A 25,901-nucleotide genomic window follows, 5' to 3' on the forward strand; every position below is an offset into this window, starting at 1 on the left:
CGGCCGCAACCCGCTGAATTCATTGCTATGTTTTCGACTGACTTGCTCCGGACGACCATCGGCCGGGGAATCGGTGCATGTCCCGCGTTCATGCATTTGTTTAACAGCGCAGCGCTCTACGCTATGTTTTGAGGTGAGCACCGAGGACAAAACGCAGCCATGGACGACAAGGTACAACAGCCCGCGACCGAATTCGGCGAAACCCAGTCGGTGCTGGCGCTCGAGCACATGACCGGGCACTGCCGGGGCACGGTCACGTGGATCTGGCAGCAATCGGTCTATCTGCGCCTCGGCCCCTACGGGCACATGCATGTGGTGGAGGAATTCGACGACGCCCGCGAAGGCTGGGTCGCCCGGATTCAGCGCAAGGAGAGCGGCTACGAGATCGAGACCGTCGAGAACGCGGAGCTCTGGGTCAATCGCCAGCAGGTGAACTCGTCGCGCCTCAGCCATCACGACACGATCGAGTTCGGCAACAACGGGCCGATGTCGCGCTGCTACGTCTACGACAACAAGCACCCGATGCCCGAGAGCGTCGGCGATATCTTCGGCGACGCGTTCGCCTATTTCCGCAACAGCCGCCAGCCGATGCCGAAACGCCTGGCACGCGGCTGCCGGCAGGCCGCCTCGCGCCTTGCCGGGGAGACGACGATCCTGTTCCGGTTTTCGGTGGTCCTCGCCATCGTCGCCCTCGCTTGGCTCGTCTACCAGCAGGGCAAGATCAACACGCTGCAGAACACCCAGATCGAAAGCGGCGTGGCGGAGCTTGAGAATTTCTCAAGCACGTTCGCGCGATCGCAGGAAGAGGCGCTGAGGCCCGAGGATCTCCAGGCGCTCAGCCAGGAACTGCGCGGCCAGTTGGCGACCCAGGCGGAGCGCGTCACCGATATCGAGCGGCGTTCGGAGGCCAGCGCCAAGGTGGTCGCCACATCGATGCCATCGGTCCTGTTCCTGCAAGGCGCGTGGGGCTTCAAGGAAAAAGATGGCGAGCGCATGCTGCGCATCGTGGTCGACGCTGACGGCAAGCCCATACCGATGCCGAGCGGCCTGCCGTCTCTGTCGCTGGACGGCACGGGGCCGGTCGCCGAGCGCCAGTTCACCGGAACCGGATTTATCATCGGCGACAACGGTCTGATTGTGACCAACAAGCATGTCGGCGTGCCGTGGGACTACGATGCCAATGTCAAGATGATGCTCGCCCAGGGGCTGGAGCCGGTGATGACCCGATTCATCGCCTATATTCCGGGCCTGCCGGATGCCGTGCCGGTCGCGCTGGTGCGGTCGAGCGACACGGCCGATATCGCGCTGTTGCGGCAGACCGAGGAGGTTTTCCAGACCAAGGGCCTGCGCCTTGCCGGCGCGCCGCCCGCACCCGGCGACGAGATCATCCTCATGGGCTACCCGACGGGTCTGCGTTCCATGCTGGCCCAGGCCGGCGAGACCTTTATCGAAGAATTGCGGGAAACCGGCGAGACCGGCTTCTGGAGCGTTGCCGAAAGACTGGCTTTGGCCGGCCGCATCATGCCGCTGGCAAGCCGCGGCATCGTCGGCGGCGTGTCGCGCGAGACGATCGCCTATGATGCCGAAACCACGCACGGAGGCAGCGGCGGGCCGGTGCTCGACGTCAATGGTGACGTGGTGGCGGTGAATACCGCTATCCTGCCCGAGTACGGCGGCTCCAATCTCGGTGTGCCTGTTGCCAAGGTGCGCGAGCTGCTCGACCTGGTGGCGACCAACTGACACGGACATGCGCCGGAGCGGCCTTGCTCCAAAGCTCCGCCGTTTGCCAATTGTCATCAAAAGAGCCCATACTGCCCGAGGCGCGTGAGACCGTCAGCGGGAGGAAACGATGCCGCGTAACCTGCATATCCTCGTCGGCACCAAGAAGGGCGTGTTCATATTCGACGGCGACCGCGACGGCGGCGACTGGTCGGTGCGCGGACCGTTCTGCGAGGCCTGGCCGATCAACCACGTGATCGGCGATCCAGCCACCGGCGCCGTCTATGCCGGCGGCGGCAACGAATGGTTCGGGCCGGCGGTGTGGAAGACCACGGACCTCGGTGAGACCTGGACCCATTCGAGCGAGGGGCTCGCCTATTCGGAAGGCGAGACGCCGGTCAATTGCGTATGGAGCCTCAACGCCTCGCACGGCCGGCTGCTGGCCGGCGTGCAGCCGGCGGGCCTGTTCCGCAGCGACGACGGCGGCGAAGAATGGACCCACCTGGACGGTCTGCAGAATCACCCCTCGCGGCCCGAATGGATGCCCGGCGGGGCGGGCCTCATCCTGCATCATATAGTGCCGCATCCCGATGATGCCGACGAGATGTGGATCGGCATCTCGGCGGTCGGCGTTTTTCATACCAACGACGGCGGCGCGTCATGGACGACGCGCAACAGGGGCACGCGGCAGGACTACGCCCCCGACGACCAGCGCTATCCGGAATTCGGCCAGTGCGTACATTCGCTTTCCATGGCGGCGGGCATGCCGAACCGGCTCTACCAGCAGAACCATTGCGGCATGTATGTCTCCGAGAACGGCGGCGAGGAATGGGAGTGCATCGAGGAGGGGCTGCCGTCGACCTTCGGTTTCCCGGCGATCGCCCATCCGCGCGATCCCGACACGCTGTTCCTGCTGCCGCTCAACGGCGATGCGATCGGCCGCTTCATGCCGGACGGCAAGGCGGCGGTCTGGCGCACCCGCGATCGCGGGCGCAACTGGCAGGACCTGCGCAACGGCCTGCCGCAGGAGGGCGCCTATTTCGGTGTGCTTCGCCAGGCGATGGCGACCGACGGGCTGGAGCCGGCCGGGCTCTATTTCGGCACCAGTTCCGGCTCGCTCTATGTCAGCGCCGACGAGGGCGATCACTGGACACGGATTGCCGAGCATCTTCCGGTGATCACCTCGGTCGAGACCTTCGTGACGGACGCCTAAGCGATGTCCGAGCACCAGGCCCTGCGCAATGTGCCGCAAGTCACCGTTATCCTGTGCGATCCGCTGCGGCGCCTGTTCCCGGATGCCCCGGCGCGCAGTCTGGTCAATGCGGCCTCCGTCGGCCACATGCTCGACGAGTTGGACCGTCGCTGGCCGGGCATGCGCGACCGCCTGGCCGACACCTCGCCCGCGGTGCGGCCGCATATCAGTATTTTCGTCGACGGGGTGCGCGCGGAACTCGATACGCCGCTGCCGGACCGGACCGATGTCTACGTGCTGACGGCGATGTCCGGCGGATGACGGCGGTCAGTTGGCAACCGACGCCGTCCTGACCAGCATTGCGACCGGTGCCGCGCGATAGCGGCTGACGACGCGCTCGCTGCGGAAAAACACGTGATCGCCGATGCGCGCCAGGCGCTTGAGCTTCTTCGACCAGACCGGCCGCACATCGTGGCGGTGGTAGTGGGTCATTCCGCGCAGCATCGCGAAAGGCGCGCCGGGGGCCAGTTCATGGTCCATCGCGGCATCGAACCGGGTGGTGAATTCGGCGACCTCGTGCGAACGGCGGAACGCCGCGGCATTCTTCGGAAAATCGCTCAGCCGGTCGCACGCAAAGGAGAACTGGCAGCGGTTGAACTTGTGCGCGTTCTGGAAAACGACACCGCACACCGTGTCCGGATAGGCGCTGGAGCGCACCCGGTTGAGGATCGTGACGGCAACGGCGTGCTGGCCGTGCGCCGGCTCGCCCCGCGCCTCGTGATAAATGGCGAGCGCCAGGCAGTATCTTTCCCTGCCGGCGTTGCGCCAGTCGACCAGCGGCACACGCGGCGTGACCATCAGGAAACCCGGCGACGCCAGGGTCATCTTGAGCGCGAACAAGGATGCGGCATTCGCCGGGCCGCAAACGGCCAGCGTCATCAGCACCCACATCGCTATCGACGTGACAATACGAAACATCACAACATCCCTTCCTCGGGGGAGTGTGACGCAATCGAATCAAGATTCCGGAAAGTCTAAGATGCGGATTTTATTGACTAAATTAACGGCTTGTTAGGCATGATGGGGGGGTTCTCCAGCTGACGTCGCGGCCGCTATCGGGCTGTTCTGCCCCGATCCCGCCACAAGATTAAATCGCGGTAAGGCTGCGCGGTTTTGACTTGTAAACACCTGTTTCATTGCCATCTCAAATTCAAAGAACGTGAATGAACGGAGGAACGCCGATGGCTGACTACGACCTCAACACCGATGCTTATCTCAGCACCATTGCGCAGGCGGACGAACAGGACGACCTCGATATTTTCGCCACCCATACGCTGTTCGAGACGATCGGCGATCCCGTCGGCAAGACGGTGATCGATCTTTGCTGCGGCGACGGCCGTCTCACCTGGAAGCTGCTCGAAATGGGCGCGAAATCCGTTGTCGGCATCGATATCTCGGGCGAAATGCTCAAGCGGGCGGAGGCAAAGCGGCAATTGCTGCCGGCCGACGAGCAGAAAAGGGTCCGGTTCCTGCAGGCCGATTTGCGCAACTCCGGCCTGACGCTGCCGCCGGTCGATATCGTCTCGGGGCTCTACGTCTTCCACTATGCCGACACGCCCGAGGGCGTCTGGGGCATGGGCCGCTTTATCTCCCGCAACCTCAAGGCCGACGGGCACTGCGCGCTGGTGACGCTCAGCCCCGACATCGACCCCGAGGACGATCATTCGGCGGCTCAGGCGGAAGCGGGCATCCTGATCGACTACCGGGACGAGCCGAAATGCAGGTTCCAGATCGGCGATTTCAGCTGCCCCATCTGGCGCTGGGACCGCGCGGTGCTGGAGCGCGAGCTCGGCATGGCGGGCCTTTGCGACCTGGCCTGGACCGGCATGGATCTCCCCGACAGCCGTCCGGACCTCCAGGCGCGCTTTGCCGAATGGCGGCAGAACCCGCAATGCGTCGTCTTCTCGGCGCGCCGTGCGCGCCCGATCTAGGTAGCAGCACATGGGGCGCGGCCGGTGAATGGCGATGTGGCGGCAACGTGCTTTGCCTTCGTTTCGCCACAACGTTAATTCGCCGTAATGGAGCGCGGTTTTTCTTGTAAACACCCGTTTCGTCGCCATCTCACAGTCAAACAGTTTGGATGAACGGAGGATTGGCGATGGCCGATTACGACCTCAACACCGACGCCTATCTCGACACCATCTGCCGGACCGACGAGCAGGACGATCTTGATCTCTTTGCGACCCACACGCTGATGGAAACCATGGGCGATCCCGCCGGCAAGACGGTGATCGATCTTTGCTGCGGCGATGGCCGCCTCACCTGGAAGCTGCTCGAAATGGGCGCGAAATCCGTCATCGGCGTCGATATCTCGGGCGAAATGCTCAAGCGGGCGGAGGAAAAGCGCAAGCTGCTGCCGGCCGATGAGCGGGAAAGGGTCGCGTTCGTGCAGGCGGACCTGCGCAACTCCGGCCTCACGCTGCCGCCGGTCGATATCGTCACCGGGCTCTATGTCTTCCTCTATGCCGACACGCCCGAGGGCATCTGGGGCATGGGTCGCTTCATCTCCCGCAACCTCAAGGTCGATGGGCGCTGCGCGCTGGTGACGCTGAGCCCCGATCTCGACCCGGATGACGATCATTCGCTGGCGCAGGCCGAAGAGGGCGTCTTCATCGACTACGACAGCGAACCGGAATGCATCATGCGCATTGGCGATTTCCGCTGCCCGGTCTGGCGCTGGGACCGCGACGTCCTGGAGCGTGAGCTCGGCATGGCCGGTCTGCGGGACTTCTCCTGGCAGGGAACCGATCTGCCCGACAGCCGCCCGGACCTGCAGGCGCGCTACGCTGAATGGCGCAAGAACCCGCAATGCGTTGTCTTCTCGGCACGCCGGGCGCGCATGATCTGACGGAACGGACCGTTGCCGGTAAAAGGAAGGAGCGCGCCATGAAACGCCTTGCAGCTCTTGTTGCCACTCTCGCCTGGCTGGCCCTGGCACCGGCGGCGGCGTTCGCCGACAGTCCCGCGGTGGTGACCATCTCGGGCGCGATCAGCGAAACCAACCGAAGCCCCGTGAACGAGCGGACGCACGGCCTCTTCTCCCATCACGGCATCGCCTTCGACAACGGCTTCGCGTTCACCCGGGAGGAATTGTCAGCGCTGCCCCAGACAAGCTACGAGGATGACATTCCCCGGGCCGAGGGAACCTATAGCGGCCCGCTATTGACCGACCTTCTCGACGCCGTGGGAGCCGGCGGAACCCGCGTGGCGCTGACCGGCCTCGACGGCTATGCGGCGGAGTTCGAGATGGCTGTCGTTGAGCAACACCAGCCGATCATCGCAATTTCGGTCGACGACCGGCCTCTATCCATCGGCGAACTCGGTCCCGCCAAGCTCGTCTTTCCCAAGACCGGCGACGCGGACCTCGACAAGCAACTGCGCGGCAAGGGCGTGTGGGCACTGTTTCATGTTGCCGTCGTGGAGGATTGACCGGTCCGATTGCCGCTCATTTAGTGCCTGACGGCGGCGCTATCTTCCCCTAAAGTCGCCGCATGGCACATTCATTCGAGCGCATCGTCATCCTCACCGGCGCCGGGCTTTCGGCCGAATCCGGGCTTTCCACCTTCCGTGACAAGGACGGCATCTGGTCGAAGGTGCGCATCGAGGACGTGGCGACGCCGGAAGCGTTCATGCGCGATCCGCAGGGCGTGCTCGACTTCTACAACGGCCGGCGCAACAATTCGGGCGGCGTCGAGCCCAACGCGGCGCATGCGGCGCTGGCACGGCTGGAAGCCGGCCATCCCGGCGAGGTGCTGACGGTGACGCAGAACATCGATCCTCTGCACGAGCGCGCCGGAACGACCAACCTCATTCACATGCACGGCGAGATCGTCAAGGCACTGTGCAACCATTGCGGCGGGCGCGAACCCTACGACCGGGACCTTTCGGCGGACGACGTGTGCCGGCAGTGCGGCAATAGGGGCGGGCTGCGGCCGGATGTCGTCTGGTTCGGCGAGATGCCCTACCAGATGGAGCGGATCTATGCGGCGTTGTCGCGGTGCGACCTCTTCATCTCCATCGGCACCAGCGGCAATGTCTACCCGGCGGCAGGCTTCGTGGCCGAGGCCCGCGGCGCCGGCGCCCGCACCGTCGAGCTTAATCTCGAACCTTCCGAAGGCATCTCCCATTTCGACGAGGCCATCCATGGCAAGGCGACGGAAATCGTGCCGGTCTATGTGGAGAAGCTGCTGAACGGGGGGTGACCACGGCCTCAGCCGTTCTGCCCTACAATCGCAAGCGTGTCGCGCGTCTCGTCGTCGGAGGGAAACAGCAGTTCGATGCGCAGCTCCGACAGCGCGATGTCTTCGGCCGAGCCGAACTGGGCGATGGTCGAAAAGAAAGAAAGCACCCGGTCGCCGGCCCGGTAGCGGGCCGGGATGATGGCCGGCAGCGGGCCGTCGGCGCCGCCGGTGCGCGGACCGAGCACCGCTTCGAGTTTACCCACCGTCGCGTCGAGCACGTCGTCGCCGCCGAGATGGGCGCTTTCGGTGCGAAGGCGCACGATCATGTGCTCGGCCACCTCGCGCCAGTTTTCCAGTACATCCTGCATCCTGCCTGTGTCGGTCAGCGCCTCGAGCAGGCTGTCGCCGGTCGAAATGCCGGCGCCGGCGAGCAGGAAGCCGCCCGAGCGGTTTGCCTTGACGACCGTCCAGTGCCGGTCGAGCGCCATGGCAGGGAAGGGGTCGTGGCGTTCCAGCGTCCAGTCGACGGCGGCGCGCACATGCGCCATGTCGGCATCGTCGAGGGCGCGCTTGCGGTAGGCCGGCGCGAAGCCGGCCGCGCCGAGGAAAGCGTTGCGGGCGCCGTGCGGCAGCTCCAGCGATTCCGACAAGAGCCGCACCATCGACCGGCTCGGCCGCGAGCGGCCGGTCTCCAGGAACGAGATGTGCCGCGCCGAGACATTGGCGGCGAGACCGAGGTCGAGCTGGCTCATGCGGCGCCGGCCGCGCCATTCCTTCAACGTGTCTCCGAAAGCGTTCTGCATGGATGTAACCCCGGGTGGCTGTGCGTTTGGGTGCAATATAGCGGCTGCGGAGGCAGGAAACACTTACCTCCAAGGTAATTGAGGCTCGTCGGCCCGGCGGCTATCCCATGGCCCATGTCAATCGCAAGGAGATGAGGCTATGCATATCGAAACGGCACAAAACTGGCTCAAGACGGGCGCGGTCGTCCTTGTTGGCTTCGGGCTTTTGGGACCGATCGGCGCCCTGCCGGCGACCTCTGAAATCACCCGCTTTTTTGCGGATCTCGCCTTCTTTCCGCTCGACGGCTCACCGGCGCAGCTCGACCCGGCGGCGCGTTTTTTCTGGGCGATAACCGGCGGCGTGATCGCCGGCTGGGGCGTGATGATCTGGATCACGGCAACGCGGCTCTTGCCGCGCGATCCGGCGCTGGCGCGCAGCATGATCCTGACCGCGGCGGTGGTCTGGTTCGTTATCGACAGTCTCGGGTCGGCGCTTGCCGGCGCGCCGATGAATGCGCTCTACAATGTCGGCTTCCTGGTCCTTTTTGTGGTGCCGCTGTGGCGGCCGGTCGAGGCCGCTGCCAACTCCGCCTAGACCTCGCCGATGAGCGACAGGGCCGCTTTGCGCAGGGAAGCGATCAGCTTCAGCAGATGCGCGCGGTCCTTCGCCACATATTTGAAGTTGGACGAAGCGTTCAACACCATATCCGCCAGGTCCTGGGGCGTCATGTCGGCCCTGGCCAGCTTGTCCCTATAGGGCGCAAGGAGAGAGGCCAGAACCTCTCCCTTGCGCTGCATGGCCTTGTCCTGCTCGGCCTTGCCGACGGTGTTGTAGCCGGTCACCAGGTCCTCGGCATCCGGCATCTGGCTCAGCATGTCGTAGTAGGCGATGACGCAGTGCTGGAAATAGGCATCGAGCTTGTCGGCAATCGATCCGTCCTTGCTCCAGTCGGCCTCCAGCGCCTCCATGGTCCGGTCCGTCGAATAGCAGATGGCGGCGGCGAGGACCTCTTCCTTGTTCGCATAGCTTGAATAGAGCGTCTGACGCGAAATACCGGCCGCCGCAGCGATGTCGCTCATGGTCGTGCGGCGCACGCCATAGCGGGAAATCACCCCGATGGCGGTCTCGACGATATTTCTTTCCTTGTCATTCATTTCTACAACTTGACAAATTCTGTTAGCTTGTCAATATCTATGCCAGCCGGGGGCCGTTGGCGCCGATCGGTCATTTGGACGCATGTCCCATATTGACCGGTCGGTTGTGAATAGTCGGTTCCGCAGCCATCTGTAAAGGAGATTACTCCATGAAACTCACCGTGAACGGCCAGGTCCACGAGGTGGATGTCGAAGAAGACATGCCGCTTTTGTGGGTTCTGAGGGACGAGCTTGGGATCACCGGACCCAAATATGGCTGCGGCATCGCCCAGTGCGGCGCCTGCACGGTGCATGTGGACGGCATGGCGGTACGCTCCTGCCAGTTGCCGGCCGGAGCGGTCGACGGCGAGATAACGACAATCGAGGGTCTCGGCACGCCGGACGCCCTGCATGCGGTCCAGGCCGCCTGGGTGGAGCACCAGGTTGCCCAGTGCGGCTATTGCCAGTCCGGGCAGATCATGGCGGCGGCCTCCTTCCTTGAGACCAATGACGATCCGACCGACGAGGATATCGATGTCGCGATGTCGGCCAATCTTTGCCGCTGCGGCACCTATCCGCGCATCCGCGAGGCGGTGAAGACGGCAGCCAAGAACCTGAGGAGTGCATGATATGGGACGCGTAACAACGATCGCCCGCCGTACCTTCCTCATCGGATCGGTCGCCATTGCCGGCGGCGTCGCCTTCGGCGCCTACATGTACAAGCGCCCAGGTGAAAACCCGCTGATGGCGAACCTCGCGGAAGGCGAGGCGGTCATCACGCCTTACGTGAAGATCGATTCCGAAGGCGTGACGCTGATCACCCCGCGCACCGATCTCGGGCAGGGCGCCTATTCGGTCCAGGCGGCGCTGATCGCAGAGGAACTCGACATCGATCTCGACCAGGTGCGGGTGGATCCCGGCAGGCCGAGCCCGGCCTATTACAACACGGCGCTTTCGGAAGAAGGCGCGCCGTTCCGCTCGACCGATGAAAGCATGATGGCCGAATCGGTGCGCAGCGTCATGGACGTGTTGATGAAGTTCCTCGGCATGCAGGTGACAGGCGGCTCGACCTCGGTACCGGACGGATACGAGAAGCTGCGCATGGCGGGCGCGGTCGCCCGCGAGACCCTGAAAGCGGCGGCCTCCAAGCAGTCCGGGGTGCCGGTCGGGCAGTTGAAGACCGCGAAGGGCGCCGTGCAACTGCCGGACGGATCGGAACTCACCTATGTGGAACTCGCCCCGGTCGCTGCGACGATCAGGCCGGTGACCAATGTCACGCTGCGCGATCCGAGCGAGTGGCGCCTGCTCGGCAAGCCGATGCGCCGCCACGATATCGTCGCCAAATCGACCGGCACGCTGCCCTACGGCGTCGATTTCAAGATCGACGGCATGATGCATGCCACCGTCAAGCTCAACCCGCGCCAGGGCGGCGCGATGAACGGCTTTGACGCGAGTGCCGCGGAAAAGATGCGCGGCGTCAATGAGATCGTGCCGATTACCGGCGGCGTCGGCGTTGTCGCCGACAACACATGGCGCGCCATCCAGGCCGCCAATGCAATCGAATTCGACTGGGGCCCGGCGTCCTACCCGCCGGAGATGGACGCCCACTGGGAAGCGCTCGGCAAGTCCTTCAATGACGATCAGATAGAGGCCCGCAACCGCGACGACGGCGATGTCGAGGCGGCGCTCGCCGGCGCCGAGGTGATCGAGGCCGAATACCGCGCGCCTTATCTCGCGCATGCGCCGCTCGAGCCGATCAGCGCCATCGTCAAGGTCGAGGACGACCGCGTCGACGTGTGGACCGGCACGCAGATCCCGCGCTTCGTGCAGGGCAATGTCGCCAGGATGACCGGCGTCGAGTTCGACGACGTTCACGTGCATGTGCTTTATGTCGGCGGCAGCTTCGGTCACCGGCTCGAGGACGAGGTAGTCAAGCAGGCCGTTGAAATTGCAAAGGAAATGAAAGGCACGCCGGTCAAGCTGACCTATAGCCGCGAAGAGGACATGATCCACGACTTTCCGCGGCAGATCGCCATGGCGCGGGGCCGCGGAGCGGTCAGGGACGGCAAGGTCGAAACCTATGATCTCGGCATCGCCATGCCGTCGGTCATCGCCTCGCAGATGGGCCGGCAGGGCCTTTCCCTGCCGGGGCCGGATACACAGATCATCGCCGGCGCCTGGGAGCAGCCCTTCGCGATCCCGAACTACCGGATGACCGGCTACCGCGCGCCCGACCTTGCACCGATCAGTTCATGGCGCTCGGTCGGCGCGTCGAGCAACGGCTTCTTCCACGACTGTTTCCTCGACGAGCTCATTGTCGCGGCGGGCGCCGATCCGCTGGAAGAACGCATCCGGCTGATGTGGCACGACAATTCCCGCAAGGTCCTCGAAGCGGTCGGCGAAATGTCCGGCTGGGGCAGCGATCTCGGGCCGAAGCGCGGCCGCGGTGTCGCCTTCTGCATGTCCTTCGGTGTGGCGACGGCGGAGGTCGTCGAGGTCACCGACACGGATGACGGCATCAAGATCGACAAGGTCTTCGTTGCCGCGGAAGTCGGACGCGTGGTCGATCCGGTGAATTTCGACAACCTCGTCAAGGGCGGGGTCATCTGGGGCCTCGGTCACGCGATGAACTGCGAAATCACCTATTCGGACGGTATTGCCGAGCAGGACAATTTCCACGCCTTCGAGGGCATGCGGCTTTACCAGTGTCCGCAGATCGAGGTCAGGGGCCTTGAAAACGGCGACAAGATCCGCGGCATCGGCGAGCCGCCGGTGCCACCGGCCGCGCCGGCGCTTGCCAATGCGATCTATGCGGCGACCGGAAAGCGCATCCGCGAAATGCCGTTCAACAAGCATATCGACTTCGTTTGAGGAACGCCGCCGTGAGAAAAATCATCGCCGCATTTGCGGGCCTTGCAGCCCTGACTTCGCTTGCGCTCGCCGCCGAACCGGTGGGCACCGGGCGCGTGATCAACGATTTCGAGGAAGGGTCGATCTCGCGGGAAGAGGGGCTGGCAAGCTGGCAGCTCTTTTACGAGGTCGCCTCGCACCCGCGCTGCTCCAACTGCCATGTCGGGGCGGACAACAAGCCGATGTGGTCGGGGCCGAGCTACGGCAAGACACGGCCGCACGGCATGAACATCAATGCCGGCGAAAGCCGCATTGGTGCCGAGACGCTGCCCTGCTCGACTTGCCATGCGGATGTCAGCGCCATGGAGTCTGCCTCCAACGACACACCGCATGCGGCCCCGCAGGTCGCCATGGGCTGGCAGCTGGCGCCGGTGGAGGCGGACTGGTTCGGAAAATCGTCCGCCTATATCTGCGAACAGCTGAAGGACCCGGAGCGAAACGGCAACCGGACCATCCGCGAGGTCGCCTCGCATCTCGACCATGACCTGATCCTGCACTGGGCGTGGAACCCGGGCGGCAACCGCGAACCGGCGCCGCACTCGCTCCAGGCCTCCATGGATGCGCTGATGAAATGGGCGGCGGCCGGCACGCCGTGCCCGACGGAATAGGGGAGCTACCGATGCAAGCATTTCCCGGTGGCCTGCGCCTTGCGGGCCGGCTCCTGATCATCACCGGCATCCTGCACTGCCTTGCCTGGATCGTCAGCGGCTGGAGCGGCGATACGATGCGGCTGATTCCTTTCGGCCTGGTCTATATCGCCCTGGGCGCAGGCCTCTTCTATCGGATCCGGACGATCCGTTACCTGGCGTTTATCGTGACACTGGTCGGCATTGTTGCCGCCTACATCTCGCTCGGCAGTGCGGCGGTCGCCGTCTGGCTGGTCTGGGTCTTCATTGCCATCGATCTTGTCGTGCTGGCGATCCTGATCGCCAGCATCTGGCGCGGCCGCCAGCCGGCCTGAAGGCCCGCTTAACCAGCCTTCGGCTGGAACCGCTTCGGCGCCCCGGTCGACATGTCGGTGCCGATATACGGCTTTGCGGCCTTCTTCCAGGCGCCGAAGCCGCCTTCCATATGCGCAAGCGGCGCGACACCTGTCGCGATACAGGTCCGCGCGACCTTGCCGGAACGCACGCCCGAGCCGCAATAGATGACCAGGCGCTTGCCTTCCTGTGAGGGCAGCTTGTCGGGATCGACGAAGGACATCGGCAGGAGCAGCGCCCCCTCGATATGTTCGAACATGTATTCCTGAGGCGTGCGCACATCGATCAGGGCGATGTCGCCCCGGTCATAGGCCTGCGCCACCTCGTCGACCGTCCATGTCTCCAGGATGCCGCCCTCGACCTGTTCAGAATTCATCGCCCTTCCTTCCCTGTGGTGCCGTTCGTTGCACCATCATATAGGGGTCACCGCACGGCGATACAGGTCATCGGCGCGGAATTTGCCAGGCGATGGGACACGCTTCCGGTCATCAGCGACTTGAGATCCGACAGGCCACGCGCACCGGTGACGATGACGTCGGCATTGACCTCCTCGGCCACATCGAGGATGCGGGCGGCCACGTGACCGTCCTCGACACGGCTTGTTACCTTTCCGACGCCCCGTTTCTTGGCTATCACCTCCGCCTCCGAGAGAACGATATCGGCAATGGCCTGTAGTGCGCTGTTCGGGTCGGTCGTTTTTTTCGGTATCATGTGTGTGAGAGGGAACCGTCCGTATGGCGATGCGGCGATGATGTCGGAGACCGGCGTTTGGCTGTCCTCCGCGCGATATTCCACTTCCACCATGTGCCTCAACGCATCCGAAAGATGGTCGCGCAGCAAAACATGGACCAGGACAACCTCTGCATCGTATTTGGCGGCGATGTCGGAACCGAATTCGACGGCCTTGCTGGCGTGGCTCGACCCGTCCGTGGCTATGAGCACCGTCTTGAGCATCTGTCTTCAGCCTCCCGTTTTCAGCAACCGCGTCCAAAACGCGATGGTGACATCGGCTCCTGATTGGAACGAGTCCGATGCTTAAAGGAAAGATGCGGCGATTTTCCAGCAGCGGGAACAGGACCCGCCCGGCAGGGATGGGTGCTGCCGGGCGGGATGCCGGATCGCGGGCGGGCGTCAGCTCTCGGTGTATTTGATGAAGGTCTTGTAGATGTAACCCTTCTTGTCACCGTAGACGACGCGGCACCATTTGCAGTTGGTTTCGGCCATGAACTTCGCGTTCTGCGGAACAATCGCAAGCACCTTGCTCTTGCTGCTGCGGCGGGCCCGCATGTTCACCCATTTGGTGGCGCTGCTTTTCTTGTAACCGAGCTTCTCGGCTTCCGTGACCGGGTAGGCCGATACGGATTTCGCCGTTTCACTCAATTCGTCCTTCTCGGCAGCGCGCTCGGGCTTGAAGTCCGAATCCGCCGATGCAAGCTGGGTGGCCTGGCTGCTGCGCTCGGGCCGAATGATGAATGTGCGGTAGATGTAGCCTTTCTGACCCTTGTAGACGACGCCACACCAGCGCGTGCAGTTCTGGTCGGCCAGAATGGTCGCCTTGGCCGGAACAATATCCACCACAGCCGCGGTGTTGTTGGGCTCCGCCCTGAGGTTCACCCATTTCCGGGCCTTGCTCTTGACCATGCCGGATCCGGTCGCCGGTGCTGCCTCCTCCAGCAGGGCCGGCTGCCGTGTCACATTGAAGTTCTCGGCATCAAGCGCCGCCATCTTCTGTTCCATCTCGGCGATTTCGGCCTCCGTCTCCGCCACTTCGACGGCGACGTCGGGCGGAACGATCGATCCGGTCTCGGCCTGATCGACCCGCACAACGCTTTCTTCCATCAGGCTCGGCAGCGTCATTTTCTTCTTTTTCGGGCGCTCGGCTTTTTCCTCTTCCAGCGAGGCGAAGGATGAATCGAACCGGGCCGAGGCGATCGACGGCAGGTCATCCTGGGCCTTCGGGGCCGGCGGCAGGAATGCCCGTGTCGACGCGACTTGCGTGCCGTCGGTGAAACCGGAGGCCGCGAGCTGCGGCGTGACAGTCTCGGCGTTCAGCGCGTTGTTTTTCTTCGCCGCAGGCAGTGCTTTGTCTGCCGAAACTTCCGGTCCGGCTGTCGCCGCCGTGGCGACCTGTTGGCCTCGCAGCTCCACAATCGGGGTCTTGTCCGCCGCGGCAGTTTCAACGGCCGTTGCCGGTTCGACCGGTTGCTGCTGTGCGTTTTGCGTCGTGTTGTAAAGCGCTGCACCGAGAACGGCGCCCGCGGCGCCGCCGAATGCCGCCACCAGGGCAATTGCAATCAGCCGCGACGGGCTGCGCGGCCTTACCGGTTGCGCCGCTGCCCTCGGCCGGCGCTGTGTCGTTCTTGCTTGTCTACCCATGAACTCTCACTCCAGTCACTATTTGCCTGCGTGACGGCTCGCCCCGAGGAGCTGCAGGCACCACCACACAACTGCATCTGAAATCATAACTCGGTCGAAAATCGGGGCGAGCGGCCAAAGTCGCGGTCACATTCGGAGTCGTAAGAAAACCAGCCGTGAGAATCGGTTCGGCGCCGGCCGGTGGAATGCCATCGCAAAAAGCCCCGTAAAAACAATCCTGACGCCGGCCCGGCGCAAGGGCGGGATCTGTTTCGTCGGCACCCGGGCGGTCCGCGCCTTCTCTTTTTCGCCCTTTGGCGTTAAGGATCGGACACCAACCGACACCGGACACGGGTTTCCCGCTGCACCGTCCGGCCTTGCCTGCCTTTTGGAGACAGCCCATGCGTTTCAACGAACTCGGCCGCACCGGCCTGACGGTGAGTGAAATCTGCCTCGGATCGATGACCTGGGGCTCACAGAACTCGGAGGCCGAGGCGCACCAGCAGATCGACTATGCCGTCGGGGAAGGCGTCAATTTCATCGATACGGCGGAGATGTACCCGACGACGCCCCGGTTGAAGGAAACGACCGGCCTGACCGAGGAAATCATCGGTTCGTGGCTGGGCGGCAGGGCGGACAGGGATAAGCTGATCGTTGCAACCAAGGTGACCGGGGAGGGGAACCGCGATGTGCGCGGCGGTGCGCGGGTGGATGGCAAAACCGTGCGGCAGGCGCTGGATGAAAGCCTGCAGCGGCTGCGGACCGACTACGTGGATCTCTACCAGTTGCACTGGCCGAACCGCGGATCGTACCATTTCCGCAAATACTGGACCTACGATGCGACGACGCTGAAGCCGGAGGACATGGACCAGGAGGTCGCGGACATGCTCGGCGAAGTCGCGGCGCTGCAGGAGGAGGGCAAGATCCGGGCCTTCGGCCTGTCGAACGAAAGCGCCTGGGGCCTGATGAAATTCCTGGAGGTTAGCGGCAAACACGGCCTGCCCCGCATCGCCTCCGTTCAAAATGAGTACAGTCTGATCTGCCGGCTGTTCGACCTCGACATGGCCGAGGTCAGCATTCACGAACAGGTGGGCCTGATGGCCTTTTCGCCGCTGGCGGCCGGGGCGTTGTCGGGCAAGTATCTCGACGGGTCCATCCCGGAAGGTTCGCGACGGTCGATGCAGCCCAACCTGAACGGCCGCTATGTCCCGCAATCGGAGAAGGTGATCGCGCTCTACGCGGGCGTAGCCGAAAGACACGGGCTTGACCTTGCGCAGATGGCCCTGGCCTTCTGCCTGACACGGCCGTTCATGGCGTCGGTGATCATCGGGGCGACGTCCATGGAGCAGCTCAAGACCGACATTGCGGCTAAGGACGTGACCTTGAGCGAGGACGTGCTCGCCGACATCCAGGCGGTTTACCGGGACCATCCAAGGCCGATGTGACTTCAGCCCGGGCTGACGGATTTCTCGCCGCCGGCCGCCGGGGGCGACTTTTTGCGGCGCTCGCGCAGACGCTGCACGGCAACGTAAAGCACCGGGATCATCAGCAGGCCAATGGTGCTGTCGATCACCATGCCGGCAAAGACGGGCAGGCCGATGGAGATGCGGCTGGACGATCCCGCACCGCTCGCGAAAACCAGCGGAAGAACGCCGATGATGAAGCACAGGCCCGTCATGGTAACCGGCCGGAACCGGGTGTGCGCGGCGCTGATGGCGGCTTCGACGATGCTCTCGCCGGCCTCGCGCCTGGTTCTCGAGAACTCGACGAGCATAATGGCCTTCTTGGCGGCAAGGCCGATCAGCAAAACGATGCCGATCTGCGCATAGATGTTGTTGTTGAGCACGTCGATGAGAAACAGCGGCAGCAGCGCGCCGAAGACGGCAAAGACGGTCGAGCACATCACCGATATCGGCAGCGACCAGCTCTCGTACTGGGCGACGAGGCACAGGTACGCGAAGGTGAAGGCAAGCAGGAAGATGTAGATGACGAAGGAACCGGCCTCGATCTCCTGCAGCGACACGCCCGTCCATTCGACACTGTAGCCGTCGGGAAGGGTCTTTGCGGCGATCGCCTCGAACGTTTCGATGCCCTGGCCCGTGCTGTGGCCGGTGCTGGTCAGCCCCTGGACCGCGGCGGAGCGCACGAGATTGTATCGGGTGACGGCCTCGGGACCGAGAACCGGCTGGGTGCCGATCAGCGTGCTCAGCGGGATCATGTCGCCGCTGCCGCCCTTGACGTAGATATTGCCGATGTCGTCGAGCGTCTGGCGGTAGGAGGCTTCGGCGGCCAGGATCACCCAGTAGATCTTTCCATCGAGCAGGAAATTGTTGACGAACATGGAACCCAGATTGGCCTGCAACGCGGTGAAAATGTCGCTGATATTGACACCCAGCGCCTCCGCCTTGTCGCGGTCGATGGATACGCTGTATTGCGGAGAGCCCGTCGAAAGCGAGCTGAAGACCTGGAGGAACACGGGATCCGCGCTGGCGGCCGATAGAAGGGCGTTCGTCACCTGTCCGAGTTGCTCGACGCTTTCATTGCGATTGTCCTGGATCTGCGCCGAGATACCGCCGGAAATTCCGAGGCCGTCAATCGGCGGCAGCGGGAAAACGAAGGCGGTCGCTTCCTGCACGGTCGCGAGCTTCTTATCGAGTTCGGCCAGGATGTTGTACCACTGGGTCTGCGAGCTCTTGCGCTCGTCCCAGGGCGCAAGCACCGCAATCAGTGTGACATAGTTGGACCCGTCGCCGGAGATCAGGCTGAATCCGGACACGGAGATGACGTCCGTGACGCCGTCGACCTCCTGCATCAACGTCGTCATGTCTTCGGCAACGGCGCGCGAACGCTGCAGCGATGCACCATCGGGAAGCTGCACATTGGCAAAGAGGACACCCTTGTCCTCGAGCGGAATGAAACCGGTCGGCGTCGCGCGCAGCATGAAGATCGTTGCCGCCACGGCAAAGACGAAAATCAGCAGCGAGACCCAAACGTTTTTCAGGAGTATGCGCACCAGCCAGACATAGCCGTCGCGGGTCTTGTCGACCGCAGCCGGAATAATATGCAAAATCCCTTTCGACCTGCCGGTTTTCTGCCGCAACATTGTCGCGCATAGGGCCGGCGCCAGCGTTAGCGCGTTGACCGCCGACAGGCTGAAGGCGACGGTGATCGTCAGTGCGAACTGCAAGTATATGCGGCCCGTTATGCCGGGGAAGAAGCAGACAGGAACGAACACCGCCAGGAGGACGAATGTCGTCGCAATGATCGGCCCTGTCACCTGGTCCATGGCCTTGATCGTCGCCTCGCGCGGCTCGAGACCCTCCTCCTCCATGATGCGCTCGGTGTTCTCGATAATGACGATGGAGTCGTCCACGACCAGCGTGATTGCGAGGATGATGCCGAACAGCGTGATCAGGTTGGCGCTGAAGCCGATCAGGTAGAGAATCGCCAGCGTGCCGAGCAATGAAACCGGTATGGCGATCGCCGGAATGAGGACGGCGCGCCAGCTCATCAGGAAGAGGAAAACAACGGCGACGACCAGCGCGGCGGTAATGCAAAGCGTTACAACGATTTCCTGGATCGAAGCACGCACCGCTTTCGTTACGTCGTAAAGAAGCTGGTACTCGACACCCGATGGGAAGCTTCCCTTCATCTGCTCGAGTGCGTTGTAGACGCTTGTCGCGACGTCCAGCGCGTTGGCGCCGGGCGCCTGGTAAACGGCAATGGCGGTCGACGGTTTGTTGTTGAGCGCGGCTGAGGCCGCATAGGAGCGTGATCCGAGCTGCACATCCGCAACATCACGGAGCCGGACGAGCTGGCCGGAGGAATCCCCGGAGACGATGATATTGCCGAACTGCTCGACGGTCTGAAGCAGGCCTTCGGCGCGCAGCGTGAACTGGAAATCTGTTTCCCCGGCGAACGGCGCCCCGCCGATCTGGCCGGCGGTCGCCTGGACATTCTGTGCCTGGATGGCCTGGGACAGATCGGAGGCCGTCAGGTTCAAAGCGGTCATGATGTCCGGCCGCATCCAGACCCGCATGCTGTAATCGAGCGGACCAAACTGGGAAACGCTGCCGACGCCGGGCAGGCGCGACAGCGCATCCTGAATATTCTGGGACGCATAGTTGCTGAGATAGATCGCGTCGCGGGTCTCGTCCGGCGAGATCAGATTGATCACAAGCAGCATGTTCGAGGACTGCTTCTTCGTCGACACGCCCTGTTGTGTGACGGAACTTGGCAACTGGGGTTGTGCGAGCGAGACCCTGTTCTGGACGTTGACGGCGGCAATGTCCGGATCGGTTCCAACCGAAAACGTGATCGTCAACGTGTAGGTGCCGCTGTTCGAACTGGTCGAAGACATGTAGAGCATGTTGTCGACGCCGTTGACCTGTTCTTCAATCGGAATGGCCACCATCTTCTCGACGAGACCGGAATCGGCGCCAGGATAATTGGCCGTGACGACGACCTGGGGCGGCGTGACATTCGGGTATTCGGCGATCGGGATCAGCACGATCGCGATTACGCCGACAAGCGAAAAGATGATCGAAATCACCAGCGCGAATTTCGGTCGGGCTATGAAGAATCTCGACAACATCGTGACCGGACCCGCCTACTGGCTCAATTCAGTTGCGTTGACCGTTACACCGGGGCTTATGCGCTGCAGACCCTGGGTGACGACCTTGTCGCCTTCCTCGAGCCCCGATGTGACCTCCCAGAGCCCACTGACCTGGCGTCCGAGCTTGACGTCGCGGCGCTCGATCTTGTCGGAGGCGTCCACCAGGTAAACGAAATGCCCGCTGCTATCGAGCTGCACGGCCGACTGCGGCACGACAAGCACCTGCTGGGGCTGGGCCTCGGCCACCGTGACATTGACGAACTGCCCGGGGATGAGGACGTTCTTCGGATTGTCGAAGGTCGCCCGTACCTCGACCGTATCGCTCGCTTCCTCGACGGCGGTGCCGACATAGGTGACCGATCCGGTCGATTCGTAAGGATCTCCGCTCGCCAGCGTCAGGCTGATTTTCAGCGCGGCTGAGTCGGTACCGATAAGTCCCTTCTCGCGATCGGCGATCAGGTCCTTCTCTCCCATGTAGAAGCTGACATAGATCGGATCGACACTGGTGATCGTCGCAAGGGTTCCGGAATTGGAACTGACGAGATTGCCGACATCGATGTTGGATTTGCTGATCCGGCCATCGATCGGGGCGTAAATCTCGGTGTAGCCGAGATTGATATTGGCGGTGTCGAGGCTGGCCTTGGCCTGGTCGACCTTGGACTGGTCCACACCGACCGTCGCGGCCGCCGAATCGTAGGTCGATTGCGACACGTCGCCCTTGTCCAGAAGAAACTTCTGCCGCTCCAGTTCGACAGTGGCGTTCTTCAGCGTCGCCTGCGCACCTTCAAGTGTAGCCTGCGCACTGGCGACACTTGCCTCATACAGGCCCTTCTCGATCACATAGAGAAGGTCGCCCTCCTTGACGGTTCCGCCTTCTGTGAAATTGCGTTGCTCCAGCACACCCTCGATGCGGGCCTGGAGGTCGACCGTGCTGACGGCCTCGACCCGGCCGACATAGAATCCCCTGTTTCCGCTTTGCTGGCTAACCACCGTTGCGACGGTGACGTTCGGTTTGGTTTCGGACGTGTCCTGCGCCGCGCTGTGCGCGGGCGCGAAAGCAAGGATGAGGAGTGTGCCTAACCCGGCGAAAAGCTTCATCTTTTGAGTTTCCATCCCGACAGAATCCGTTGCGCGTGTGCACTATGGTCCATGGGAATCCAAAAGGAAAGCGCGTTGTCCGTATTCCGGCGGGCGGACATCGCCCCTGTTGCGCGTTCGCCAACAAAAGCCGGGATGCGGTCGCCGGCGCAGGGCCTCAGCGCCAGAACTTGGTGCTCTTGCGCAGTTTGCGCCAGCGGCCGTCCGCCTTGCGCATCTGCTTTTGCGCGCGCCTGGCGTGCCACTTGCAGATGAGCTTGACGCTTTTGTTCAGATCGGGCCTTTTCGGGTGATCGGCAGCGAGCGTTCGCGCCAGCTCCTCGGCCATGGCAACGTCGTTGAGGTAGCCGAACACGTTTTGCAGGCCGCGGAGCCTTTCGAAGAAAGTCCTGGAGTCTGATCCCGGGTAAACCGGCATCAGATAGTCGCTCGCATAGCGCATCGTCTTCAATGTCTTGCGCAATTCGTGGCGCTCTGAAATCTTGAGTTTCGCAAATCCCCGACCGCGCTGCCTGACCAGTTGCCAGACGTCCTCAAGCGCCTCCGCGGCGACATCCGGAAACGCGCGCCGCGCGGCGCGCTGGGGCGCGCGGTGAAGCGCCCGCTCGACCGCCTGGTCGAAAAGCATGCAATTGAGCTTCAGCCGGGTCCATTCCTCGCCGGCAACGAGCGCCCGGACATTCTGCCGCTCGACGACGCGCGCCTCGGCCAGGTGAACGAGCAGTGCCTCGTGGTTCTTGTTCGCACCGAGAGCGGCGATCGCCGGTTCGGCGATATCTTCAACGAGCACGTCCGCATTGCGCAACCGGCCGACGACCCGCCCCAGATCGCGGGCCGCTTTGGACAGGCGCCTGAAGTCCTTGTCGGCGACAACAGTGCCGACTATCCGCAGGCCCGTGCGCAACCTGCGCAATCCGATGCGCAACTGATGGGGGACTTCGGAATCGTCGAGCGTATATAGAAGGCGCCAGTTCGAGAGGACCTTTTCAGCCGCCGATCCGCCGATGGCCTTGAATGCCTCCTCCACGGACATGCCGGGGTCGAGATCCGGCTTGCGAAACGTAAAGGCGCCGTCCGCCGGCGCCGTGGACGTTCGCGCGTCCAGCAGCGCGTAGCCGCGTTCAGCCTTGCTGCTGGTGGAAGGCGAAACGCATTCCCCCTCGAACAGCCTTTCGCAGATGGTCAGCAATGTGTGGGGGAGACCGGATTTCAGTTCGATCTCGACCTCGTTGATGCCTTCGGATCGGGTGTCGTTGCTGACCTTGCCCTTGTCGATGGCCAATTCGGCGGTGCCGACGCCGCTGCAGCTCAAAAGATGTATGTCGCGATTGATGTCCGTCTCGAATACGGGTTCCAGCGGTGCCTTGGCGACGATCTTCTTGAGCCACGGCCTGACCTTTTTGTCCTTGATCTTCTTAAGGTCCAGTTGCGGGCCGTCCACAGGCTCCTCGATCTCCTTCGGGCTGGACAGGCCGTTCTTCAGTCCGGTGCCGTATTTCAGGGTCTGGACCCAGCCGTCGCCGTCCCAGCGAAGCCGCAGCGATGCGCGTTCGCTGCGCAGGCGATGATCGGCCGTATCGTAATAGATGGATCGCAATTTGCGCTGCACCGGCTTGCCGATGGTCATGTCCCGCAGCGCCGAGTTCTTCCGCAGCCTGCGAACAGCACCGGTGCCAATCTGGAGTTTGACTTCAAGCTCTGTGCTGCTCATCCACGGTGTTACTGATTTATGACAATACCAACAGCTTTCGTGCAGTCGCCACGACACTCAACACGTATCACAGGTGGCGATCTGCCGTCGAGCGCTTCAGGGCCGATGCCTGCCGCGCGTGGCACAAAAAAGGCCGGCGCTGGGCGCCGGCCTCATTTGCCAGGGTATCTCCCGGTCAGGCGTTGGGGCCCGGCCTGAGATTTTCAGGCAGGTAGGTTGCAAGGTCGGGAAAGACGATCAACACAAAGACCATCAGCACCATGATGAGGAACATTGGGATCGCCGCCTTGGCGATGAAGTTCATCTCGTGGTTGGTCATGCCCTGCATGACAAAGAGGTTGAAGCCGATCGGCGGGGTGATCTGCGCCATTTCGACGACCACGACAATGAAGATGCCGAACCAGATCAGGTCGATGCCGGCCTGGACGACCATCGGTTCGACCACCGCCATGGTCAGCACCACCGAGGAGATGCCGTCGAGGAAGCAGCCGAGGATGATGTAGAAGACGAGAAGCACCATCAGCAACTCGAAACGGGTTAATTCGAGCGTTGCGATGAGATCCGCAAGCCCGCGCGGCAGGCCGGTAAATCCCATGGCGAGCGACAGGAAAGCCGCACCGGCCAGGATCAGCGCGATCATCGCCGATGTCCGCGTCGCGCCCATCAGGCTTGCCGTAAAGGTGCTCCAGTTGAGAGATCCCTGCGATGCCGCGAGGATCAAACCGCCGATGACGCCGAAGGCGGCGGCCTCGGTCGCCGTCGCGTAGCCCAGATACATCGATCCGATGACGACGAGGATCAGCAGGATGACCGGTGCCAGGAAACGCGAGTTCCTGACCTTTTCAGCCAAACTCAGTTTCGGCTCCTCGTTGGGCTGCCATTTCGACGAGATCTTCGAATATATGGCCACGTAGCCCATGAACATGAGCGCCAGGACCAGGCCCGGCAGGATGCCGGCGAAGAACAGCTTGGTGATGGACTCGTTGATGGTCACGCCATAGACGATCAGCGTCAGCGAGGGCGGTATCATCAGTCCCAGCGTCGCGGCGCCGGTGAGCGTGCCGATGACCATCGTTTCCGGGTAGTTGCGCTTGCGCAGCTCCGGGATCGACATCTTTCCGACCGTGGTCAGCGTCGCGGCAGACGACCCCGACACCGCCGCAAAGACCGTGCAGCCGACGATGTTGGTATGAACGAGGCCGCCCGGCAGGCGCGCCATCCACGGGGCAAGGCCACGGAACATGTCCTCGGACAACCGCGTGCGGTAGAGGATCTCGCCCATCCAGATGAACAGCGGCAACGCCGTCAGGGTCCATGACGACGAGCTGGTCCAGATGGTGGTGACCATGACGTCGCCGACGGGGCGGGAGGTGAACAGTTCCATGCCGACCCAGGCGACGCCCATGAGCGCAAGGCCGACCCAGACGCCAGTGCCAAGCAGCAGGAACAGGACGAAGAGAAACAGAACGATGACTGAGATATCTTCCATTGTCCTACTCCCCGTGGCTCTGCTCGACCAGATCGGTCTCGATGCGATGGTCGCCGGCAAACAGCACATGGATCAGATGGTCGGTCAGCGCGATCGCCAGGATCACAGCGCCGATGACCATCGACAATTGCGGAATCCACAAGGGCGAAGCGTCCTGCCCCTGGCTGACCTCGTTGAACTTCCAGGACCAGTAGACGAAGCGGTAGGCGTAATAGGAGAAATACCAGGCGATCGCCGCGCCGATGCCGAAGCACCAGATTTCGAGGATCCTGCGCACGCCATCCGGAACCGCGTTCAACACGATCGAAACGCGGATATGGGCACCGCGGTGCAGGGCATGGGCAAAAGCGAAAAACGAGGCCGCGGCCATGCAGTATCCCGCATAGTCCGGCGCGCCGGCGAACACTTCTCCCGTCCAGCGTGCAAGCATCTGAATGACAATCAGCAGCAAAATGGCGATGAGAAAAAACGCCGCAAACACACCGGACGCCAGATAGATGAAGTCGAGGCCGTTGCGCAATTGTCTGAGTGCGGCCATTTACCCCTCCATATTTTCGATTACGGCGCCGTTCCTCCTAAACGATGCCCGGGTGCCCGCCGCGCAGAAACGCGACGGGCAATGTCAATCATCGAACGGCTGCAACAGCAGCGGCCGTGCCTACTGCATGGAATTGTATGCATCGATGATGGCCTTGCCGTCATCGCCGGCATTCTCAAGCCACTCGGCCGCCATGATCGCGCCGATCTCCTTGAGTTCGGCCTGCAGGGCCTCGCCTGCCGGTCCGACCGTCATGCCGCCGGCGCGAAGCCCGTTCAGTGTGAACTGGGTGTATTCGACAGCACGCCAGGTGCCGGCATATTCGGCGAGTTCTGCGCAGCCCTTGATGATGTTTTTCTGGGCCTCGTCAACGCCGTTCCATACGTCCTTGTTGATCATGACGTAGTTGCGCGGCAGCCAGGCGTCGACCTCATAAAAATGCGTCAGGCTCTCCCAGACCTTGCGGTCGTAGCCGGTCGAACCCGACGAGACCATGGCATCGGCAACGCCGGTGGCAAAGGCCTGGCTGATTTCGGCGGCTTCGATCTGAACAGGCAGCATGCCGGTCAGTTCGGCAAGCCGTGCCGTGGCATTGTTGTAGGAGCGGAATTTGATGCCTTCCATGTCGGCAACCGCCGTCACTTCCTGTTTGAAGTAAAGCCCCTGCGGCGGCCAGGGAACCGAATACAGAAGAACAAGATTCTGCTCGTCGAGAATCTTCTCCATGGTCGGCTTGGCGGCTTTCCAGAGCTTGCCGGCATCTTCAAACGAGGTGGCCAGGAACGGCACCGAGTCGACGCCGAATACGGCGTTTTCGTTCTGGTGACCGGAGAGCAGCCGTTCGCCGATCGGCGCCTGGCCTGTCTGGATCGCCCGCTTGATGTCGGCGCCCTTGAACAGCGAGCCCGACGGATGGGTGACGACTTCGATTTCGCCGCCAGTGCCGGTCGTGATGCACTGGGCGAACGCCGCCGCCGTCGCCGAGTGGAAGTTCGTCGCCGAATAGGCGAGCGGCATGTCCCATTTCTCCGCGAAGGCGGCGCCGGCGGTGACCGCCAGTGCTGCCGAGATCATCAGCGTTGCCGTGTGTTTTGCGATTGATGCTTTCATTTGGTCCTCCCAGTTTGAAGCACTCGA

Annotated in this window: 25 protein-coding genes; 13 read left to right on the forward strand and 12 right to left on the reverse strand. The window is 62.9% G+C overall.

The window, feature by feature from the left end:
- The first annotated feature begins 159 nt into the window (after positions 1–159).
- The 3 genes from E4M07_RS19655 to E4M07_RS19665 all read left to right on the forward strand — a co-directional run bounded on the left by E4M07_RS19655 (position 160) and on the right by E4M07_RS19665 (position 3,232).
- On the forward strand, positions 160–1,740 hold the full coding sequence (locus E4M07_RS19655; protein WP_136660103.1) for a serine protease: 1,581 nt from the start codon (positions 160–162) through the stop codon (positions 1,738–1,740).
- Positions 1,741–1,849: 109 nt separating this feature from the next.
- Entirely contained in the window at positions 1,850–2,932 is a 1,083-nt protein-coding gene (locus tag E4M07_RS19660) for an exo-alpha-sialidase (protein WP_136660104.1), read from the forward strand.
- A gap of 3 nt (positions 2,933–2,935) precedes the next feature.
- Entirely contained in the window at positions 2,936–3,232 is a 297-nt protein-coding gene (locus E4M07_RS19665; protein ID WP_136660105.1) for a MoaD/ThiS family protein, read from the forward strand.
- A gap of 6 nt (positions 3,233–3,238) precedes the next feature.
- Here the strand turns inward: E4M07_RS19665 and E4M07_RS19670 are convergent, their stop codons facing one another.
- Complete coding sequence (locus E4M07_RS19670) at positions 3,239–3,889, reverse strand: cell wall hydrolase (RefSeq protein ID WP_136660106.1); 651 nt, start codon at positions 3,887–3,889, stop codon at positions 3,239–3,241.
- A 263-nt stretch (positions 3,890–4,152) separates the two neighbouring features.
- On the opposite strand from E4M07_RS19670, the gene E4M07_RS19675 reads away from it, so the two are divergent.
- From E4M07_RS19675 to E4M07_RS19690, 4 genes are all read left to right on the forward strand, one after another.
- Positions 4,153–4,902 carry a class I SAM-dependent methyltransferase gene (locus E4M07_RS19675; RefSeq protein WP_169054299.1) on the forward strand — a complete coding sequence of 250 codons (750 nt, stop codon included), beginning with the start codon at positions 4,153–4,155 and terminating at the stop codon, positions 4,900–4,902.
- 167 nt (positions 4,903–5,069) lie between these two features.
- Positions 5,070–5,819: a class I SAM-dependent methyltransferase gene (locus E4M07_RS19680; protein WP_169054300.1), complete on the forward strand. Its 750-nt coding sequence runs from the start codon at positions 5,070–5,072 to the stop codon at positions 5,817–5,819.
- Between the two features lie 38 nt (positions 5,820–5,857).
- Entirely contained in the window at positions 5,858–6,400 is a 543-nt protein-coding gene (locus tag E4M07_RS19685; protein ID WP_136660109.1) for a hypothetical protein, read from the forward strand.
- Between the two features lie 62 nt (positions 6,401–6,462).
- A complete protein-coding gene (locus E4M07_RS19690) occupies positions 6,463–7,173 on the forward strand; it encodes an NAD-dependent deacylase (RefSeq protein ID WP_136660110.1) in 711 nt (236 codons plus the stop codon).
- Between the two features lie 8 nt (positions 7,174–7,181).
- Here E4M07_RS19690 and E4M07_RS19695 read toward each other — a convergent pair whose 3' ends face one another.
- The gene (locus E4M07_RS19695) at positions 7,182–7,955 is read right to left on the reverse strand and encodes a helix-turn-helix transcriptional regulator (protein ID WP_136660111.1); all 774 of its coding nucleotides are present in this window, start codon (positions 7,953–7,955) and stop codon (positions 7,182–7,184) included.
- Positions 7,956–8,094: 139 nt separating this feature from the next.
- Between E4M07_RS19695 and E4M07_RS19700 the strand changes: the two genes are divergently transcribed.
- Entirely contained in the window at positions 8,095–8,529 is a 435-nt protein-coding gene (locus E4M07_RS19700; protein WP_136660112.1) for a hypothetical protein, read from the forward strand.
- Here the strand turns inward: E4M07_RS19700 and E4M07_RS19705 are convergent.
- Positions 8,526–9,089 (reverse strand): TetR/AcrR family transcriptional regulator, encoded by a 564-nt coding sequence (locus E4M07_RS19705; RefSeq protein ID WP_136660113.1) that lies wholly within the window; start codon positions 9,087–9,089, stop codon positions 8,526–8,528. The two genes, E4M07_RS19700 and E4M07_RS19705, sit on opposite strands and share 4 nt — an antisense overlap.
- Positions 9,090–9,238: 149 nt before the next feature.
- On the opposite strand from E4M07_RS19705, the gene E4M07_RS19710 reads away from it, so the two are divergent.
- Genes E4M07_RS19710 through E4M07_RS19725 form a run of 4 tightly spaced genes read left to right on the forward strand, consistent with a single transcriptional unit; the run spans position 9,239 to position 12,939 of the window.
- Positions 9,239–9,697, forward strand: a complete 459-nt coding sequence (locus tag E4M07_RS19710) for a (2Fe-2S)-binding protein (RefSeq protein WP_136660114.1) — start codon at positions 9,239–9,241, stop codon at positions 9,695–9,697.
- A gap of 1 nt (position 9,698) precedes the next feature.
- On the forward strand, positions 9,699–11,939 hold the full coding sequence (locus E4M07_RS19715) for a molybdopterin cofactor-binding domain-containing protein (protein WP_136660115.1): 2,241 nt from the start codon (positions 9,699–9,701) through the stop codon (positions 11,937–11,939).
- An 11-nt stretch (positions 11,940–11,950) separates the two neighbouring features.
- On the forward strand, positions 11,951–12,586 hold the full coding sequence (locus E4M07_RS19720; protein WP_136660116.1) for a hypothetical protein: 636 nt from the start codon (positions 11,951–11,953) through the stop codon (positions 12,584–12,586).
- A gap of 11 nt (positions 12,587–12,597) precedes the next feature.
- Positions 12,598–12,939, forward strand: a complete 342-nt coding sequence (locus E4M07_RS19725) for a hypothetical protein (protein ID WP_136660117.1) — start codon at positions 12,598–12,600, stop codon at positions 12,937–12,939.
- An 8-nt stretch (positions 12,940–12,947) separates the two neighbouring features.
- Here E4M07_RS19725 and E4M07_RS19730 read toward each other — a convergent pair whose 3' ends face one another.
- The 3 genes from E4M07_RS19730 to E4M07_RS19740 form a co-directional block, all read right to left on the reverse strand.
- Positions 12,948–13,334, reverse strand: coding sequence for a rhodanese-like domain-containing protein (locus E4M07_RS19730; protein WP_136660118.1), 387 nt, complete (start codon positions 13,332–13,334; stop codon positions 12,948–12,950).
- Between the two features lie 47 nt (positions 13,335–13,381).
- Complete coding sequence (locus E4M07_RS19735) at positions 13,382–13,912, reverse strand: universal stress protein (protein WP_136660119.1); 531 nt, start codon at positions 13,910–13,912, stop codon at positions 13,382–13,384.
- Between the two features lie 177 nt (positions 13,913–14,089).
- Positions 14,090–15,334 carry an SH3 domain-containing protein gene (locus E4M07_RS19740; RefSeq protein WP_136660120.1) on the reverse strand — a complete coding sequence of 415 codons (1,245 nt, stop codon included), beginning with the start codon at positions 15,332–15,334 and terminating at the stop codon, positions 14,090–14,092.
- 380 nt (positions 15,335–15,714) lie between these two features.
- Between E4M07_RS19740 and E4M07_RS19745 the strand changes: the two genes are divergently transcribed.
- Positions 15,715–16,758 carry an aldo/keto reductase gene (locus E4M07_RS19745; RefSeq protein ID WP_136660121.1) on the forward strand — a complete coding sequence of 348 codons (1,044 nt, stop codon included), beginning with the start codon at positions 15,715–15,717 and terminating at the stop codon, positions 16,756–16,758.
- A 2-nt stretch (positions 16,759–16,760) separates the two neighbouring features.
- Here E4M07_RS19745 and E4M07_RS19750 read toward each other — a convergent pair whose 3' ends face one another.
- The 6 genes from E4M07_RS19750 to E4M07_RS19775 all read right to left on the reverse strand — a co-directional run bounded on the left by E4M07_RS19750 (position 16,761) and on the right by E4M07_RS19775 (position 25,874).
- Complete coding sequence (locus tag E4M07_RS19750; RefSeq protein WP_136660122.1) at positions 16,761–19,907, reverse strand: efflux RND transporter permease subunit; 3,147 nt, start codon at positions 19,905–19,907, stop codon at positions 16,761–16,763.
- Positions 19,908–19,922: 15 nt separating this feature from the next.
- Complete coding sequence (locus tag E4M07_RS19755) at positions 19,923–21,026, reverse strand: efflux RND transporter periplasmic adaptor subunit (RefSeq protein ID WP_169054301.1); 1,104 nt, start codon at positions 21,024–21,026, stop codon at positions 19,923–19,925.
- Positions 21,027–21,183: 157 nt separating this feature from the next.
- Positions 21,184–22,737: a CYTH and CHAD domain-containing protein gene (locus tag E4M07_RS19760; RefSeq protein WP_136660124.1), complete on the reverse strand. Its 1,554-nt coding sequence runs from the start codon at positions 22,735–22,737 to the stop codon at positions 21,184–21,186.
- A gap of 175 nt (positions 22,738–22,912) precedes the next feature.
- Positions 22,913–24,226, reverse strand: a complete 1,314-nt coding sequence (locus E4M07_RS19765) for a TRAP transporter large permease subunit (protein WP_136660125.1) — start codon at positions 24,224–24,226, stop codon at positions 22,913–22,915.
- Between the two features lie 4 nt (positions 24,227–24,230).
- Entirely contained in the window at positions 24,231–24,764 is a 534-nt protein-coding gene (locus tag E4M07_RS19770; protein WP_136660126.1) for a TRAP transporter small permease, read from the reverse strand.
- 120 nt (positions 24,765–24,884) lie between these two features.
- Positions 24,885–25,874 (reverse strand): TRAP transporter substrate-binding protein, encoded by a 990-nt coding sequence (locus E4M07_RS19775; RefSeq protein WP_206057319.1) that lies wholly within the window; start codon positions 25,872–25,874, stop codon positions 24,885–24,887.
- Positions 25,875–25,901 lie beyond the last annotated feature (27 nt).

The sequence above is a fragment of the Nitratireductor sp. XY-223 genome, assembly GCF_004959855.1.
Classification (GTDB): Bacteria; Pseudomonadota; Alphaproteobacteria; order Rhizobiales; family Rhizobiaceae; genus Hoeflea_A.